Source organism: Kineococcus sp. R86509 (assembly GCF_042466365.1).
Taxonomy (GTDB): Bacteria; Actinomycetota; Actinomycetes; order Actinomycetales; family Kineococcaceae; genus Kineococcus.
On sequence record NZ_JAXHCE010000001.1, the window covers coordinates 35,710 to 52,790 of the forward strand.

The 17,081-nt window shown below is 69.6% G+C and carries 12 protein-coding genes; 9 read left to right on the forward strand and 3 right to left on the reverse strand.

The window, feature by feature from the left end:
* Positions 1-39 precede the first annotated feature (39 nt).
* Positions 40-1,614 (reverse strand): methyl-accepting chemotaxis protein, encoded by a 1,575-nt coding sequence (locus SJY07_RS00200; RefSeq protein WP_380156121.1) that lies wholly within the window; start codon positions 1,612-1,614, stop codon positions 40-42.
* Positions 1,615-1,920: 306 nt separating this feature from the next.
* Between SJY07_RS00200 and SJY07_RS00205 the strand changes: the two genes are divergently transcribed.
* The 4 genes from SJY07_RS00205 (at position 1,921) to SJY07_RS00220 (ending at position 10,131) form a co-directional block, all read left to right on the forward strand.
* Positions 1,921-4,554 (forward strand): putative bifunctional diguanylate cyclase/phosphodiesterase, encoded by a 2,634-nt coding sequence (locus tag SJY07_RS00205; protein WP_380156123.1) that lies wholly within the window; start codon positions 1,921-1,923, stop codon positions 4,552-4,554.
* 280 nt (positions 4,555-4,834) lie between these two features.
* Complete coding sequence (locus SJY07_RS00210; RefSeq protein ID WP_380156125.1) at positions 4,835-7,249, forward strand: putative bifunctional diguanylate cyclase/phosphodiesterase; 2,415 nt, start codon at positions 4,835-4,837, stop codon at positions 7,247-7,249.
* Positions 7,250-7,625: 376 nt separating this feature from the next.
* Positions 7,626-9,674, forward strand: a complete 2,049-nt coding sequence (locus tag SJY07_RS00215) for a diguanylate cyclase domain-containing protein (RefSeq protein WP_380156127.1) — start codon at positions 7,626-7,628, stop codon at positions 9,672-9,674.
* Positions 9,675-9,861: 187 nt separating this feature from the next.
* Entirely contained in the window at positions 9,862-10,131 is a 270-nt protein-coding gene (locus SJY07_RS00220; RefSeq protein WP_380156129.1) for a hypothetical protein, read from the forward strand.
* A 75-nt stretch (positions 10,132-10,206) separates the two neighbouring features.
* Here the strand turns inward: SJY07_RS00220 and SJY07_RS00225 are convergent, their stop codons facing one another.
* Positions 10,207-10,551 carry a MerR family DNA-binding transcriptional regulator gene (locus tag SJY07_RS00225; protein WP_380156131.1) on the reverse strand — a complete coding sequence of 115 codons (345 nt, stop codon included), beginning with the start codon at positions 10,549-10,551 and terminating at the stop codon, positions 10,207-10,209.
* A gap of 80 nt (positions 10,552-10,631) precedes the next feature.
* On the opposite strand from SJY07_RS00225, the gene SJY07_RS00230 reads away from it, so the two are divergent.
* Both SJY07_RS00230 and SJY07_RS00235 read left to right on the forward strand, forming a co-directional pair.
* A complete protein-coding gene (locus SJY07_RS00230; protein WP_380156133.1) occupies positions 10,632-11,618 on the forward strand; it encodes an SDR family NAD(P)-dependent oxidoreductase in 987 nt (328 codons plus the stop codon).
* 309 nt (positions 11,619-11,927) lie between these two features.
* The gene (locus SJY07_RS00235; RefSeq protein WP_380156135.1) at positions 11,928-12,317 is read left to right on the forward strand and encodes a hypothetical protein; all 390 of its coding nucleotides are present in this window, start codon (positions 11,928-11,930) and stop codon (positions 12,315-12,317) included.
* Between the two features lie 267 nt (positions 12,318-12,584).
* Here the strand turns inward: SJY07_RS00235 and SJY07_RS00240 are convergent, their stop codons facing one another.
* Entirely contained in the window at positions 12,585-13,592 is a 1,008-nt protein-coding gene (locus SJY07_RS00240; RefSeq protein ID WP_380156137.1) for an ornithine cyclodeaminase family protein, read from the reverse strand.
* A 206-nt stretch (positions 13,593-13,798) separates the two neighbouring features.
* Between SJY07_RS00240 and SJY07_RS00245 the strand changes: the two genes are divergently transcribed.
* The 3 genes from SJY07_RS00245 to SJY07_RS00255 all read left to right on the forward strand — a co-directional run bounded on the left by SJY07_RS00245 (position 13,799) and on the right by SJY07_RS00255 (position 17,034).
* A complete protein-coding gene (locus tag SJY07_RS00245; protein ID WP_380156139.1) occupies positions 13,799-15,220 on the forward strand; it encodes an MFS transporter in 1,422 nt (473 codons plus the stop codon).
* Positions 15,221-15,297: 77 nt separating this feature from the next.
* Positions 15,298-16,236, forward strand: coding sequence for an ABC transporter substrate-binding protein (locus tag SJY07_RS00250; protein WP_380156141.1), 939 nt, complete (start codon positions 15,298-15,300; stop codon positions 16,234-16,236).
* A gap of 9 nt (positions 16,237-16,245) precedes the next feature.
* Positions 16,246-17,034 carry a GntR family transcriptional regulator gene (locus SJY07_RS00255; RefSeq protein WP_380156143.1) on the forward strand — a complete coding sequence of 263 codons (789 nt, stop codon included), beginning with the start codon at positions 16,246-16,248 and terminating at the stop codon, positions 17,032-17,034.
* Positions 17,035-17,081: the final 47 nt, after the last annotated feature.

Genomic DNA, 17,081 nt, shown 5'->3' on the forward strand with positions numbered 1-17,081 from the left:
CGGAAGGGGGAACCTCGCGGACACCGAGGCGGAAGCGGATCAGAAGGTGAAGCGGCCCACCAGCGTCTGCAACTGCGCGGCACTACGAGACACATCCGCAGCCGTCGTCGCAGTGTGCGACGCCGACGTCGTCGTCTCCACCGCCGCCGCCGCGATCCCCGCGATGTTCGCCGAAATCTCCTGACTCCCCGTCGAGACCTCGGTGACGTTGCGGACCATCTCCGCCGTCGTCGCCGACTGCTCCTCCACCGCCGCCGCGATCGTCGCCTGCAACCCATCGATCCGAGAGATGACCTCCGCGATCTCCGCGATCACCGCCGTCGCCGCGGACGCGTCGGCCTGGGTGGCGTTCACCTTCGCCACGATCACCTCCGTGGCCCGCGCGGTCTGCTGCGCCAGTTCCTTCACCTCACCCGCCACCACCGCGAACCCCTTACCCATCTCCCCCGCCCGCGCCGCCTCGATCGTCGCGTTCAACGCCAACAGGTTCGTCTGCTCCGCGATCGTGGTGATCAACTTCACCACATCACCGATCTCCCGACTCGAGGCCCCCAGACGCTCGATCGTGGTCCCGGCGTCGCCGGCGGCGGCGACCGCGGTCGCCGCCGTCGAAGAGGCTTGCGCGGTGGAGGTGGCGATCTCGTTGATTGCCGCCGTCATCTCCTCCCCCGCCGCAGCGACCGTGCCGATGTTCGCGCTGATCTGCTCCGTGGCCGCGGAGACCACCTGCGACTGCGACGCGGACTCCTCCGCACCCGAGGAGAGCTGGGTGGCAACCGCGGTCAACTCCTCACTGGAAGCAGCGAGGGTGCTCGCGTTGTCGGTGACCTCACGCATCACCGCGGCCAGAGAATCCATCGACGCGTTGGTCGCGGCGGCCAGACGCCCGACCTCGTCCTTGCCGACGTAGTCGATGCGCTGATCCAACCGGCCCTGGGCCAGGCCCTCGACCACGGTGACGGCCTTCGCCAAAGGGCGGGCGATGGAACGGGCGATGACCACGGCGATGACCACGGCCAGCAGCAGAGCCACCCCCGCGCAGCCGGCCAGCACGATGACGGCCTGATGATAGGCCGTCGCCCCGTCATCGGCGATCGTCTTCGCGGCCTGCGCTTCCACGTCGTTCATGGTGTCCAGGGCGGAGTTGACCGTCTTGCCGACCTCGGTGGTCGTGGCCGCGCGCTGGGTGACGAACGCGGTCAGATCCGCCTCGCCCGCCAACGGCAGCAGCGCTTCGCTGGCGGTGCGCCACTGGGCCAAGGACTGGGTGTAGACGCCCTGCTGCTGAGGGGTGCTGGCCGGACCCGTGGCCAGGTAGGCCGTCCACGCGTCATCCAGGGCCGTCTGGTCCTTGCTCAACTGATCGGCAGCCTTCTGGGTGGCGGCCGCGTCCAGGGCCACCGCGACGTCGCTGAGGTCCTTGCGGACCTGCAGGTAGGCGGTCTGGACCTTGTCGATGGTGTCCACCGAGGCCACCCCGGAGGTGGAGAGGTTGTCCAGGTTCGTCTGAGCCTGCCCCAGGCGGGCGATGCCGAGGCCGGTGACGACCAGCAGCAGGAGGCACACCACACCGAACCCGGCGAACAACTTCGAGGAGACCCGCAGGTTGCGCACTGCAGCCAGTACACCGTTCGACACGACATCCGCCCATCACCAGGGCACCCGAGCGGCACCAGACAGGGACCGATCGACTCACCGACAGCCGTCCTTAACGTTTCAGCAACTGCTGTCTCGGTGCATGAGTCGCAGCACTGATCATCCAAACCCGGTCCACACTGGCCGACGTTGAGAGATGACACGTCACCTGGCGATCTGGTGAACTACTCACCATCACGCTGTTCCGTCGGGCAAAGAGGCGGCATCCGGGTGAATCCCCCTCTGATTGCTTGATCAACCGGCATCCAGTGTCGATTCCCCCGCGTGCGTCCCCCCTCCCGTCGGTCTCCCACCCTGCAGCGCAGCCTGATGGCCCTCGTCCTCGTCCCCGTCGTCGGGTTGGTGAGCGTCGTCGGCGTCGTCGTCGACCAACGCCGAGACGTCTCAGTGGCCGCAGAAGCAGCAGCCGCGCAGGTGCGCGCGGCCGTCCTGCTCGACACCGTCCGCGGCAGCGTGGCCCAGGAGGTCGTCCCGGTTCTGGCCCAGTCGGTGCTGAGCGAGCCCGCCACCGCCTCCGCGCTCGGCCTCGACGCCTCCAGCATCGCCGGCATCGCCGCCCTCGCCGGGCCGGCGATCACCCAGCAGCTGCGCAGCGTCCAGAGCGCCACCGACGAGGCAGTCACCGCGACCACCGGGACCCCCGCGGCAGCCGAAGCCACAGCCGCCGCACGGACCGTCGCCGCACTGCGCAAGAGCGCCACCACCGGCGGCGACGCCACCGCCACGTTCGACTCCTACCGCCAGGTGGTCGCGGACCTGACGGGGCAGGTCGACGCCCACCTCGACGCCGCCCGCGATCAGTCCCTGGACGGTCCGGGAGCCCGCGCGGTCGCCGACCTCGACCGGGCGCAGGAGGCCACGACCTACGCCAGCCTCGAGGTGCCGCTCTACCTCGGCTCGGTCTCCCTCGACCCCGCCACCGCGGCGGACGCGCGCTCCTCCTTCCTGCAGGCCTGGGGCGGCTACCGGGCCGCGGACGCCGACCTCACCGCACACGGCAGTGCCGACGCGGTCACCGGGTGGCGCACCGCGACGACCGGGGACGCCGGGCAGCAGGTCGACGAGATCACGAACGCCGCCGCTCTGTCCGGCACTGCGCTCTCGCTCCCCCAGTTCTTCACCCTCACCACCGCGAACACCGCCCGCAACGCGGCCATCCGCGGGGCCGTCGTCGAGATCGGCGACCGGGCCGTCGCGGCCACCTCGCGACCGGCCCGACGGGCCGCTGAGGACCTGCGCCACCTGCTGCTCGCCGCGCTGGTGCTGCTCGTGGTCACCGCCAGCGTGATGGTGGTGGTGCACCGCTTCATCGCCCGTCCGCTGCACCGCCTCGCCGCCCAGGCCGAAGCCGTGCGCGACGGTGAACTCCTCGACGTCGCCGAAGGGGGACCGCGTGAGGTGCGCACCGTCGCCCGGGGACTGGCCGCGACCGTCGCGAGCCTTCGGCGGGTACGCGCCCAGGCTCAGGCCGTCGCCGACGGGGAGATCACCTCCGACCTCGTCCGGGAACCCCTGGCCGGGTCCTTGGGCGCGGTCGTGCACGCCTCGATCACGCAGATGATCAGCGCCATCCACGAGCGGGAACGGCTGCAGGCCAGCATGGCTCACCAGGCTTCCCACGACGCTCTGACTGAACTGCCCAACCGTGCGGAAGCTCTCGTCCTGATCGAGCGGGCGCTGCACCGCTCCGCGCGCCACGACCAGCCCGTCGGTCTGCTCTTCGTCGACCTCGACCACTTCAAACAGGTCAACGACTCCTACGGCCACGCCGCGGGTGACGAACTGCTCCGCGTCGTCTCCGCGCGGATGGAGGCGACCGTCCGGGGCGGGGACGCCGTCTGCCGCCTCGGTGGGGACGAGTTCGTCGTCGTGGTCGAACCGGCTGAGGATCACCGTCAGCTGGTGGAACTCGGTGAGCGGTTGATCGCCGCGGTCTCCGCCCCCGTGCTCCTCGGCGATCGAACCGCGCGCGTCGGGGCGAGCATCGGCGTCGCCGTGAGTGGTGCGCAGACGTCATCGGAGCGGCTCCTGCAGGAGGCCGACGCCGCGGCGTATCGCGCGAAGGGCAGCGGCCGGGGTGTCGTGGAAGTCTTCGACGACGAACTGCGCCGAGAACTCAGCGCCCAGGCCGAGACGGAGGAAGCACTGCGCGAGGCTCTGCTGGGTGGGGAACTCGTACTTCACTACCAACCAGTGCTGGACCTCGCGACCGGCGGCACCGCCGGGGTCGAGGCACTGGTGCGCTGGAACCGCCCCGGTCACGGACTCGTGCCCCCCGATGAGTTCATCCCCACCGCCGAACGTTCCGACCTCATCTGCGACATCGGCCGCTGGGCCCTGGGCCGGGCCCTCGACCAGCTGAGCTGGTGGGACACCGCGGGCGGGGAACTCGCAGGTCTCACCGTCGCGGTGAACATCTCCGGTCGCCACCTCGCCGCCAGGTACCTCCTCGACGACGTCGCCGACGCGCTGGCGCGCAGCGGGATCGACCCGTCACGACTGACGCTGGAGATCACCGAGACGGTCCTGGTGGACGAACCCACCGCGCTGGACCAGCTCACCGCGTTGCGCCAGTTCGGGGTCCGGATCGCCATCGACGACTTCGGCACCGGCTACACCTCCATCGGCCAACTCCCTCGACTGCCCGTCGACGTCCTGAAGATCGACCGGAGCTTCGTCTCGACACCCGGCGAAGGACACGCCGACCTGGTCCGCCTCGTCATCAGCGCAGCCCACAGCTTCCACCTCGGAGTCGTGGCCGAAGGCATCGAGGAGGACGGACAGCTGCAGTCCCTGATCGACGCGTCCTGTGACAGCGGACAGGGGTTCCTCTTCGCCCGACCCGTCGACGCCGCGGATCTGGCCCTGCCCCGAAGCAAAGTTTCTCTGGTCGAGTGACTGCGACCCGACCTCCTCGTCGCACTCACCTCTCCTCGTCGCACTCACCTCTCCGCGTCGATGGCTCGCGAGACCGATCCTCGTTGAGAAGAACGGACCGTTGAATGGATCGGATCGTTGAGGAGGCGTGAGTACTCTAATCTTGTGCCCATCAACGTGAGACGGCGCGAAATTGGTTGTCGTTGTGACGCCAGCCCAAGCCGGGGCAACCCCATCCGGTCGAAGAGGTAACCCGATCAGGCTCTTCGGGAGTCACCAGGTGTCTGCCGATAGTTCCCAGGTGGAGGAACCAGCACGACGTCACGTGATCGACCGGGCACCTGTGCGTCTGGTGCTGCTGTGCGTCCTCACCGCGGCGGCCGCTCTGGCGAGTCAGGTCGTCTCGCCGACCGGATCGGTGCTCGTGTCCTCCAGCAGCGGGCAGTCCTGGGCCCTGCCCACGCTGCTGCTTCGCGGGGTGGGACGGGTGGTGATGTTCGCAGCCGCTGCCGCGGTGCTGACCTGGCGAGCCCGGACCGCGGGCAGCGAAGAGGCAGTCTGGCGCTACTTCGCCCGCGCAGCCTGGGTCGCCACTGCCGCCGCTGTCGGGGCCGGCACGACCGACTACCTGTCCCTGCAGAACTCTTCAGGTGCCTCTGGAGCCGGAGGACTGGTCCTGGGGCTGGGTGTCCTCAGTGCGTGCCCGCTGATCTATCAGGGTCTCGTGCGGTGGAACCGTCACGGAACTCTGATGTCCGCACCTGGTGACTGGCTCAACGGCGTCGGTGCCACCTTCACCCTGACCGCCATCGGCAACCTCCTGCTGCCCGTTCTCGATTCTCCGATCGCGCAGTGGCCGCTGTGGCAGGAACAGCTGTGGCTGCTGCGGATGTCGGCGGAGATCGTGCTGCTGGGCAGCACGGCCACCGTCCTCAACCTCGGCGGCCTCGTCCGCGACGCGCGCGCCTGGGCGCTGCTGCTCGCCTTCTCCCTCGTCGTGCTCATCGACCTCGCCGCCGTGCACGACGAAGCCGCTGCAGCAGGCAACGGCCCGTTCTCCGAGGTGGGCTGGACCGTGGCCATCGCGACCTTGACCGTGGCTGCAGTGCTCCGCGCCGCTCCCCCGCTGTCACGACCAGCCACCACCGCAGCTCCCACCTCCGGCGCGTTCATCGTCCTGCTGGCCTCCATCGCCGTCCTCGCGGCCGCCGCCACCCTGCGCGGCGACCTGGCCGAACCGATGGTGCGCGCCGCCGTGGTCTCCGGCGCTCTGGGCGCGTTGAGCGTCACCGTGCGCGGGGTGCAGCTGGTCCGCCTCCTCGCCGTCCTGGCCACCAGTCGTCACGAAGCACTCACCGACGACCTGACCGGACTCGCCAACCGGCGCGCCCTGGACCGCACGCTGGGCGAGCACCTCCGTGCGGGCCGTCCCGTCACCTTGATGCTCATCGACCTCGACGGCTTCAAGGAGGTCAACGACCGCTTCGGCCACACCGTCGGCGATGAACTGCTGCGCCGCGTCGGGGCTTTGCTGTCGAGGGTCGCTCCCCCGCCGGCGGTGACTGTCCGCCTCGGTGGTGACGAGTTCGCCATCGTCTTGCCCGACGCCTCCCCCGACACCGCGCTGGCGCTGTTCGCCACCCTCGCTGAGGCGAGCGCAGCGCCGGTGTCGATCGAGGGCCGGCGTTTGCTCGCACGTGCCAGCGTCGGCATCGCCACCGCCGCCCCCGGTGAGACCCCGGAACAGTTGCTGCGCCACGCCGACGCGGCGATGTATCGGGCCAAGAGCAGCGGCGGGGCCGGGGTCGCGGTGCACGACGAGGACGCCGCGGTGCACGCCGTCGAGCGAGGACACCTGGTGGAGGAGCTCAAGGTGCTGCTGGGCAGTCCCGACGCCGGCGACGACCTCGACGGCGGGCGACTGGTGGTGCACTACCAGCCGCAGGTGAGCGCCGCAGGTGTTGTCGTGGGTGCCGAAGCCCTCGTCCGCTGGTGCAACCCACGCCTGGGCGTCCTCAGCCCCGACCGCTTCCTCGACCTCGTCGAGGAGTACGGCCTGATGCCGACGATGACGGAGAAGGTGCTGTGGCAGGCTGCCCGCCAGGCGGTGCGATGGCACGAGAGTGGTCACCCCCTGCGGATGTCGGTGAACCTCTCCGCGGCCTGTCTCACCCATTCCGGCCTGGCGGGCCTGATCGACGACGTGCTGCAGGTGAGCGGCCTCGACGCCGCCCACCTGGTCCTGGAGGTCACCGAGACCTCGCTCATGGCCGACCCGCAGGAGTCGATCGCCCGTCTGCACGACCTCGCCGGACGCGGCATCGACATCAGCATCGACGACTACGGCAGCGGGTACTCCTCCCTGGCCTACCTCCACGACCTCCCCGCCAGCGAGCTCAAGCTGGACCGCTCCCTCACCGAGCAGGTCACCACCAACACCCGCACCGCGGAGATCATCGCCGGTACCGTCGCCCTCGCTCACCGCCTCGGGTTGCGTGTCATCGCCGAGGGTGTCGAGGACACCTCGATGCTCGACATCCTGCACGCGCTGGGCTGTGACGAGACCCAGGGCTACCTCCACGCCCGCCCCATGACCGCCGAAGCTTTCGACGACTGGTTGACCACCAGCAAAACCGCCAGGACAGAAACCAACACAGCAATCACGACGGAAACCATCGGCGCAGCTCCAGTCCACACAGCGGTCTCATCGAGCTGAGAAGAGCTCGTGACGCGTGATGAACCGCGTGCGACGTCAGCTCTGGTCAGGGTCGCAGGACCAGACAGCCATCTCGAGATTCGACCGCAGTCCCTGGGTAGCAACGCAGATGGTGCTGCGCGCGCCCGCCGCCTGCAACCCCGCTGCCCTCTGAACCCGTCGCCACCCGCCCTGCGGCCGCCGGCCCGCGGGTTCCCGGTTCGCCCTCTCGCGGTCCAGTCCACGGCCCTGGACGGACGGGAGACGCCTGCACCCCACCATGGGCAGCGACCGGGTTCCCGCTCCCGATCCCGATCCCGATCCCTCAAGGGAAGCAGGCCCCCTGCCGATACCTGATCGGGTGGAGGGCAACGTCGAGCGGACCGAGACAGATCGCGTGGCCGCCGTGCACCGCTACCAACTGTTCGACCCGCCCGTGGGCCCGGCAACCGTGGGAACGCACGGAAGAACGCACGGGGAGCCCGGCGACGAGCAGATCGACGCCCTGGCCCGTGTCACCGCCCTCGTCACCGGCGCGAGCACCGTGACCGTCAACCTCATCGACGCCCATCACCACTGCCCCCTGAGCGCGATCGGCACCCCCCGCCAGAACCTCCCACGGGAGGAGTCGTTGTGCGCGAGCCACTTCACCGCCGGGGAACCGGTCCACGTACCTGACCTGCGCGCCGACCCCCGCTACAGCCGCCACCCCTGGGTGGACGGACGCCGCGCCTCGATCCGCTCCTACGCCTCCATCCCCCTCATCAGCCCCGACGGCCACGCCCTAGGCACCCTGTGCGCCGCGGACGAAGAACCGCGTCAGCTGAGCCCGGCCCAGCTGAGCGCCCTGACGGACCTGGCCGGTGCCGTGGTCGCTCTCTTCGAACGCCGCCGCCAAGCCGCCGTCAACGCTCACCTGGTCGCCGAGGCCCAGGAGCAGCGCGACCTGGTGGAGCTCCTCATGACCGAGGCCGAGCACCGCGCGGAGCTGAACACCGCCGTGCTGGCCAGCGTCGACGTCGGCATCGTCGTCGCCGACCCCGACGGGCGCCTGATCTCCTTCAACGACACCGCCCGCGCCTGGCTGGGAGCACCGACCGTCGGCCTGCCCGCCGAGGAGCACGCCAGCACCTACGGCCTCCTCAGCGCCGACGGGCGCACACCCCTCACCGGGGCCGACCTACCCCTGCGCCAGGTCCTGGACCGGGGCGCGGTCCGTGACGTCGAGATGCTCCTGCGCGCCCCCGGTCGAGCCGACGTCTCGATCACGTGCTCGGGGCGGACCGTCGTCGACGCCCACGGCGCCGTCCTGGGCGCGGTCATGGCCCTGCACGACGTCACCGAAGCCCGCCGCCACCAGGCGGAACTGCGCGCCGCCCACACGGAGCTGGAACGGATCCACTCCGAGCTGGCGAGGCGCAACGAGCAGCTGGCCACCCACAGCCGACAGGTGGAAACCCTCAGCGCCGCCCTGCGCACCGTCGTCACCGCGTCCGACCCCCACCAAGCCATCTGCGAAGCCACGCGCCGACTCACCGGGGCCGACGCCGCCTACCTCATGCAACCGGACGGGCACGGGTCCCTGGTCTCCACCGCCACGGTCGGCCTCGCCGCGGGCACCCACCTCAGCCTGCCCCTGGACGGGCGGAGCGGGCTGCCGCTGCACGCACTGCGGACCCGCCACCAGGTCTTCGTCGCCGACGTCGCCGCCCACCCCCACGCCGACCCGGCGATGCTGACCGCATCCGGCACCGTGTCAGGGGTGTGGCAACCGGTGCTGCACTCCTCCGGGGAAGCGCTCGGCGTCCTCGGGGTCATCTGGCGCCAACGCGTCCCCGAGCTACCCGCCACGGTGAGCGCGATGCTGCAGACCCTGGCCGGAGAGGCCGCGCACACCGTCGAACGCGCCGACCTGCTCGTCCAACTCGCCCAGGCCGCCGAGCACGACGCACTCACCGGACTGACCAACCGCCGCCGCTGGGACGAGATCGCCCACCACGAGATCGCCCGCGCCAGCCGCACCGGCACCGACCTCACCTTCGCCCTCATCGACCTGGACCGCTTCAAGACCTACAACGACACCCACGGACACCTGGCCGGGGACGAACTGCTGCGCTCCTTCGCCGCCTCGGCCGCCACCCACCTGCGCGAGGTCGACACCCTCGCCCGCTGGGGCGGGGAGGAGTTCGCCCTGGCCCTGCCCGGCTGCACCGTCGCCGACGCCGTCACCGTCGCCGACCGCATCCGCGCGAGCGTTCCCCTGGGGCAGAGCTGCACCGTCGGACTCGCGCAGTGGGAGACCGGTGAGAGCGCCGAGAGCGTCTTGGCCCGGGCCGACGCCGCCCTGTACGAGGGCAAGCACGGCGGCCGCGACCAGACCGTCGCCGCCGCCGGGCACGGCTTCGCCGCTGGGCACGGCATCGCCGCGGTGGCGCCGGCGCGGTAGGCGACGCCTTCCGGTTCGCCCGGCACGCTCGTAGGAGGACAGGTCGCGCGTTTCGCGCCGGCTCGACCTCATCGGTGGACTGCATCTTCGACGGCGGTCCCCGACCCTCCCGCAGCGCTCCAATACCGGGGATGATGACGAGCACATCGACGTGCGCCGAAAGTGCCCGTGATCGACTCCCACCACCGTGAGCCACCAGTCCGCGAGCGCCGGTCACACCGGCGGAGTCACCGTCCTACCCAACGCCGCACCTGATGGTGAAGACCGCGCCACCTACGCCGCCAAAGCCCTGCACCGCCACGGCCAAATCAGCCACAGCGACGCCGATGACATGCAGGAAGCCCTCGTGGAGCTCCTCAGCGACCTGCACCACCTCTGCGACGCCTGCGACCTCGACCTTGCTCCCCTCTTCGAAGCCGCTGGCCTCATCCACACCCGCGAAACCCAAGCCGCCTGAACAAAGGCTCCTTGGATCTGTGGGTGGAAAGGTGAGCCTGAGCTCGCCAGCGAAAGTATGCCGTTCGGCGCCGGGTCAGGCGCTGGTCTGCAGGTAAGCGCTCAGCGACGTGCTGATGCTCGACAACCGATCTGCCTTGGACTGCACGTCATCGCGCAGTACGGCGATGCGCTCCAGAAGCTGCGGGCAGGCCGCGTCTGAACGTTCCCCCACCGTGCAGGGTAGGACGTCCTTCAGCAGCGCGGTCGGCAACCCGATCTCCAGCAGGGCGCGGATGGTCGCCACGGTGGCCACGGCGTTGCCCGGGTAGTCCCGATACCCGTTCGAGCGGCGCTGAGAGACCAGCAGACCCTGCTGCTCGTAGTAACGCAGCGACCGGACACTGGCCCCACTGAGCTCGCTCAACTCACCGATCTGCACCGCGCCACCCCACCACTCACCGACTTGAGAACAGCCACAGCTTGACCCTGACACTGATGTCAGACTCTACCGTTCGATCCATGAAGCCTCAAGCATCTTTGGTCACCGGAGGGTCCGGTCGTGTCCGCCTCACCGACCCCCTGTCCCCGCTGCCCGACCTCACCGGCCGCACCGCCGTGATCACCGGCGGAGCCAGCGGCCTAGGCCTGGCCACCGCGCGAACCCTGACCCGCTGGGGTGCTGACGTGCTCCTCGGTGTCCGCGACACCGACCGCGGTGAACGAGTCCGCCGACGCCTAATCGAGCAGGAGCACCTACGCGGTGACCGGGTCACGATCTCCCACCTGGACCTGCTCGACCTCGTTTCCGTGCACCGCTTCGCCGAAGAAGCAGCACGCCGACCCTTGGACATCCTCATCTTGAACGCCGGCATCAGCAGCGTTGCGCTGCGCCTGAGCCCGCAGGGTGTCGAGAGCCAGTTCGCCACCAACCACCTGGGCCACTTCGCTGTGACCGCTCACTTGCTGCCCGCACTGGAAGAGGGCACGGATCCTCGCGTAGTCACCGTCTCCTCCGCGCTCTACAAGAGCGGCGTCCTGGGTCTGGAGGACCTCGTAGACCTGGAGGACCATGACGCCCCGGAAGACCTCGCCAGCATCCGTGGGTACTCACCCGGACGCGCCTACAGCCGATCCAAGCTCGCGAACACGATGTTCGCCCTAGAACTGGGCCGCCGCCTGAACGCGGCAGGCAGTCCGGTCCGAAGCTTCGCTGCCCACCCGGGCATGGCCCGCACCCCACTACACACGAGCTACCCCTCACCCCTCACGCGCTGGGCGACGAAGCTGGCCGCAACGCTCATCGGCCGGGACCCCGAACCGGCCGCTGTCGCCGTCCTGGCCGCGGCGACCTCACCTCAGGTGGTCCCAGGATTGTTCTGGGGACCCACCGGCTCCCGGTCGCACCTCGACGTCCTCGGCGTCCCCTTCGCTGCCGTCGCCACCGACGAGAACGCCGCACAGCAGCTGTGGGCAGCGTCTGCTCGACTCAGCGGCGTGGACTACTGACGCGAAGGCGCGTCTCCGGCTGAGTGGGGCTGGAGCTGGGCAACGGGCCAGCGACACGTACCGACGACCTGCCGACCTGCCCCACCTGCCCGATCTGCACGTGCGGCACCTGTTTCGGGGACCGAGTTGTTGCCAGCACGATGAGTCTGCCCACCGACGTTGCAGCGCTGCTGCGGGACACGCTCCCCACACCGGGCCAAGTGTCCTAAGCGCCTCACCCCAGGCGAGGAGGGAGATTCCGGGACGCGCCCCGAAAGGGGGCCACGGTGATGCTTCAGCAACTCACCCTCGCCCACCGAGGATGACGAAGTGGACGACAACCCCATCGGGCCCCAGCCCCACCCCCGAGGTGGTGACCAGGCTGAGCGTGCCGCGCACACCGTCGACGTGCTGCGTCTGCTGTGGGGTGAGGAGCTACCCCCGGGTCAGGACCCGGCGCAAACGGTCATGACCGACGCCGTCTACATCGACGACGAACGCGGACGCGCGCTCGACCTCATCGTCCAGGGCGACGGCCTCACGCTGGAGGTGCTGCACCAGCTGCTGCAGGCCCGCGGTTCCCTCCAGGACCGGCTGCTGCTCCTGCCCCCGGATCTGGCCGATCGCCTGACCGCACGCGTCGTGGAGATCAGTCTGGACGCCGGCAGTCACTCCGCACCCGCTCCCGCCAACTCCCGCATCGACTTCCGCATCGATTGAGCGCTACCCGGGACCAACTCCCGCAGCCGCCCCAGGCGGGCGTTGTGGCTCTTGTCACCACGAGACATCTGACTAACCTTGGTCACGACGCCCTCCTTCTGCGCTGGGACACCAAGTCCGAGTAGCGCACCGGGGGGACGTCCCTGCGATCAAGACCCTCAGAGGTCTCAGTCCGGCCTGATCCGACTCGCAGAACACATCACCATGGCGATGGCCGTGAGGTCCAGCAGCACGTGGGACGCGTGGCTCTGGGACCTTCCTGCGCCGTCAGGGGCGCAGCGAGACCTGTTGGCCGGCGTCGGCCGCTACCGCCTCTCGGTGGAGCAGGTCGAGGACCGCAAGGTCCTGTAGCCCCAAACCCACAGAATTGAAGAAGGTGACGTCGGAGTCACGCGCCCGGCCTGCTGCGCTGCCGGCCAGCACTTCTCCCAGCGAGGTGATCTCGTGATCCCCCAAGGTCCCCGCAGCCAGACCGTTGCGGATGTTGCCGGACTCCCCCCGCGCTACCGCATGGTCATCGACGACCACACGATCGATGTCCTCGAAGACGTCAGGGTCGAGCTCGGAGTACTCCGGTCGAGGTGGCGACCCCACGGCCGAGAGGTGCAACCCGGGCCGCAGCAGTTTGGCGGTGACCAGCGGGGACTCCGACGGGGTCAGCGTGCAGACCACGTCGGCGGTCTCGAAGACCTGGTAGACCTCTTCCACACCCGTTACCCGAAGACCCCCAGCGCGGGCGGTGACGGCGTCGCGGAAGGTGTCGAGGGAATGCTGCGAGCGTGACCAGACCACCACCTCCTTGATGCCGAGGACCTCGTGGTGAGCCACTGCGTGCTCCACCGCCAGCGGCCCGGCTCCCACCAGTCCCAGCACCTCGGAGTCGAGACGGGCCAGGACACGGGTGGCGAGCACCGAGACCGCCGCGGTGCGCATCCGGGTCAGGACAGCCCCATCGATGAGGGCCAGGCACTCGGCGTCATCGGTGGCGAAGAGCGCGGCCGTCGAGCGCTGCGCCGCCCGCCCCAGAGCCCGATTCGCCGGTGCGTCGGCCAGCATCTTCACCAGCCCACGGCCCAGGTAGGGCGCCAGAGCGGTCATCGGGACCAATGCCGGCGCATCCGCTGCACTGTCGTGGGGATCGCGCATGGCGAGCGGGCGCGGCTGAACCGCACCACCCCTCGCGAGTTGGGTGTGAGCTCGCTCCAGGGCATCGACCGCGTCTGCGCGGCGGAGGAGTCGTTCGCAGTCGTCGGCCTGCAAGATGCGGGTGGTCATGTCATCTGTATACGCGTTTCGCGGTGGCTCCGCCAGACTCGGCACATTTTACGCCGATGTAACACGACCTCCCTTGAGTTCGGCGACTGCGGCCCGTCAATCTGTATACACGCATCGTCGATACCGACTCTGCCGGTGCCTCCCCGCTTCACCCCTCGCTCCCGGCGACCGCCCGGAGAGACGCCCTGACTCCCAGGAGACGTCCCATGACCGCACCGCACCAGCTCCAGGACGCACCGGCCGGTCTCTCGGCCGCCCTCGACCGCAGCCGCTTCACCAAGGCCCAGTTCTGGGTGATGGCCCTCATCCTCGCGGGGATGTTCTTCGACACCCTCGAGCAGAACTCCGTCGGGGCGATGGCCTCCAACATCAAAGGCTCCCTCAACCTCGACGACACCCACCTGACCACCATCAACACCGCCACCGTCCTCGGCGGCCTCGTCGGACGCCTACTCGGCGGCTGGATCGCCGACCGGTGGGGCCGGCGCACCGCACTGGGCGCGAACCTGCTCGTCTACACCCTCGGTGGCCTGATCAGCGCCTTCGCGATGAACTACGAAGTCCTGCTGGCGAGTCGCTTCATCGTCGGCATCGGCCTGGGCGGGGAGTTCACCATCGGCATCGCGATGCTCTCGGAGATGGTCGCGACCCGCCACCGCGGCTCCCTGGTGGCGACCCTGAACATCGGCTCCGGCGGCGTCGGCAACTTCCTCGCCTACGGCCTCTTCTTCCTGCTGCTGGGCCCGCTGGCCCCCAGCCTCGGAGGTGACGGCGCGGTCTGGCGCTGGACGTTCGTCTTCCTGGCCGTGCCCGCCCTGCTCATCGTGGTCTTTCGCCGCAAGCTCCCGGAATCCCCGCGCTACCTGCTCTCCCAGGGACGCGTCCAGGACGCCAACCAGGTCCTCGCCATCCTGACCTCGGACTCCCTGAAGGCACCCACCGCAGTCATCGACGGCCCGCTGAGCGCCGCGGACATCCCGCAGCGCCAGGTCACCGCCTCCCCGCGCGCGGTGTTCGCCCGCGCGGTCCTGCCCCGCACCGTGGTCATCGGGTTCGCGTCCTGGATGGCCTTCGGCTCCCAGGTGACGCTGAACTTCCTCATGCCGACGATGCTGGTCGGGCGTGGCTACTCCATCAGCGACAGCCTGCTCTACACGATGATCATGAACGTCGGTTCCCTGCTCGGAGCCTGCGCCGCAGCACTGGTAGCCAACCGACTCGGGCGCCGAACCGTCGTGGGCGGCGCCGCCGCCCTGGGCTGCCTCACCGCACTGGCCTTCGCCCTCCTCGCCGACGCGACCCTGGCCATCCTCATCCTGGGTGCGGTGTTCCAGTTCTTCACCATGATCACCAACACCACCCTCGCGGTGTGGTCCCCGGAGCTGTACCCGACCGCGATCCGCGCCAGCGGAACCTCCATCGTCAACGGGATCGGCAACGTCGCCGGCGCCGTCATGCCCTTCGCCGCGATCGCCCTGTTCCACTCCCACGGCTTCGCCGGAGTGTTCGGCATGGTCGCAGTGATGTACGCCCTGCTCGTCGTCGCTTCCCGCTTCGCCCCCGAAACCCGCGGGCGCACCCTGGAAGAGGTCAACGAAGCCAAGGTCCTCGTGCGGGCCGCCGTCTGAAGAACCCCACCACCGTTCGAGGTAATAACCAGCTCGACGCACCAACCAGCTCGACGCACCGACAGAAGGAGCACCTCATGGATCAACTCACCGTTTCCGCCACCGCCAACGGACTGAACTACCTCCCCGAATACCTCGCCGACCACATCGGCCTCTTCGCCCAACGCGACCTACAGGTCACCACCGTCGCCTGCGACCCCTGGACCGGGGTCCTGGACGACCTGGACTCCGGCGCCGCCGACATCGCCCTCGGCGGCCTCTGGGTCCCCGCGATGTATGCCAACGGCCCCCGCCACTTCAGCGTCTTCTGCCAGCTGAACAACCAGTTCCCCATGGCGATCGTGCAGCGCACCCCCGAGGCGGAGGAGTTCACCCTCTCCAGCCTGGAGGGAAAGGTCGTCCTCGCCCCGGGAGCCGGGGGCAGCGCGCCGTATGAGTTCACCGCGGGTCTACTGCGCGAAGCCGGCGTCGACGTCGCGGCGATCCGCTTCGTCCGCGACCTCTCCACCGCCATGCTCGTGGAGCTCTTCGGCGCCGGGACCGGTGACGCCATCATCGCCGACCTCGTCACCGCCAAGACTCTCGAGGCGACCGGCGCGGGAACCATCGTCTTCCGCCACCTCGACAGCGGCGGCACGATGCCCAACAGCGTCTACTACTGCCGCACCGACCGCCTCGAAGAGCTCAGCGACCGGGCCGGGCGCTTCAGCGCCGCGATCGCCGAAGCGATGGAGGTGCTGCCCGAGGTCGAGGCGAGCGTCATCGACGAGATCCTGGTATCGCGCTGGCCCGACGGTGACCTCACCGTCCTGCGCAGCGCCGTGGAGGAGATGCGGGCGAGTGAGGTGTGGGCCACCACCGTCGCCGACCCCGCCGCGTGCGAACGGTGGAGCAGGATCCTGGCCGAGGGTGGTCTGGTGCCCACACCCCCCAGCCACGCCACGCTGATCGACGACCGCTTCACCGCCAGCCTCTCCAGCGCCACCGTCTTCAGCGCTACCGTCGCCGCTGGCTAGGCTCCAGCCATGGGCAAGCGGGAGACAGTCGCGATCCCGCTCGCCGTGCAGCTGCACCAGCGGCTGCGCCGGGCCATCATCGAAGGGCACTACCCCCAGGGCAGCGTCTTGCACGAGACCCGTCTAGCCGCTGACCTGGAAGTGTCCCGGGTGCCGGTACGCGAGGCGTTGCCACTGCTCGCACACGAAGGGTTCATCGAGGTCACCCCCCGACGCAGCGCCGTGGTCGCGACCTGGACCGAGCAGCGGATCAACAACGTCTTCGACACCCGCCTCGGCCTGGAGACCGCCGCCGCGGCGGGTGCCGCGCGGCGGGTCGCCGCGGGCGCTGAACCCTTCGACCTGGAGGCTGCGGTGGCCCGGGCAGAAGCCCAGCTGGAAGCTGATGACGACGAGTTCGTCCAGGCCGAGGCCAACTGCGCCATCCACCTGGCCCTCGTCGCGGCCGCCGGCAACGAACTCATGGACAGCGTCATGCGCGTCGTCGGAGGCCGCATGACCTGGCTGTTCTACCTCACCGCCAACCGCGACCTGCACCGCCAAAGCGAAGACCACGCCGCCATCCTCGACGCCGTCCGCGCCGGTAACGACCGGCTCGCTGAGTCGCTGACCTTCTCCCACATCGAAGCCGGGCGGGCCCCGACGCTGGCCAAACTGCGCAACGCCTTCACGTCGGTACCCGGGTCGGTACCTGGGTCGGTACCCGGCCACGACGTCAGCGACACGGTGCGCTCCACGGCACTCACGTCCCAAGACCTCGCCACCGGCGCCAGATCCGCCCTCAGCAACGACCTCTGAGGCTCCCGCCGCGGACACCAACGTCGAGCCCCAAACGTCGCGCCCCA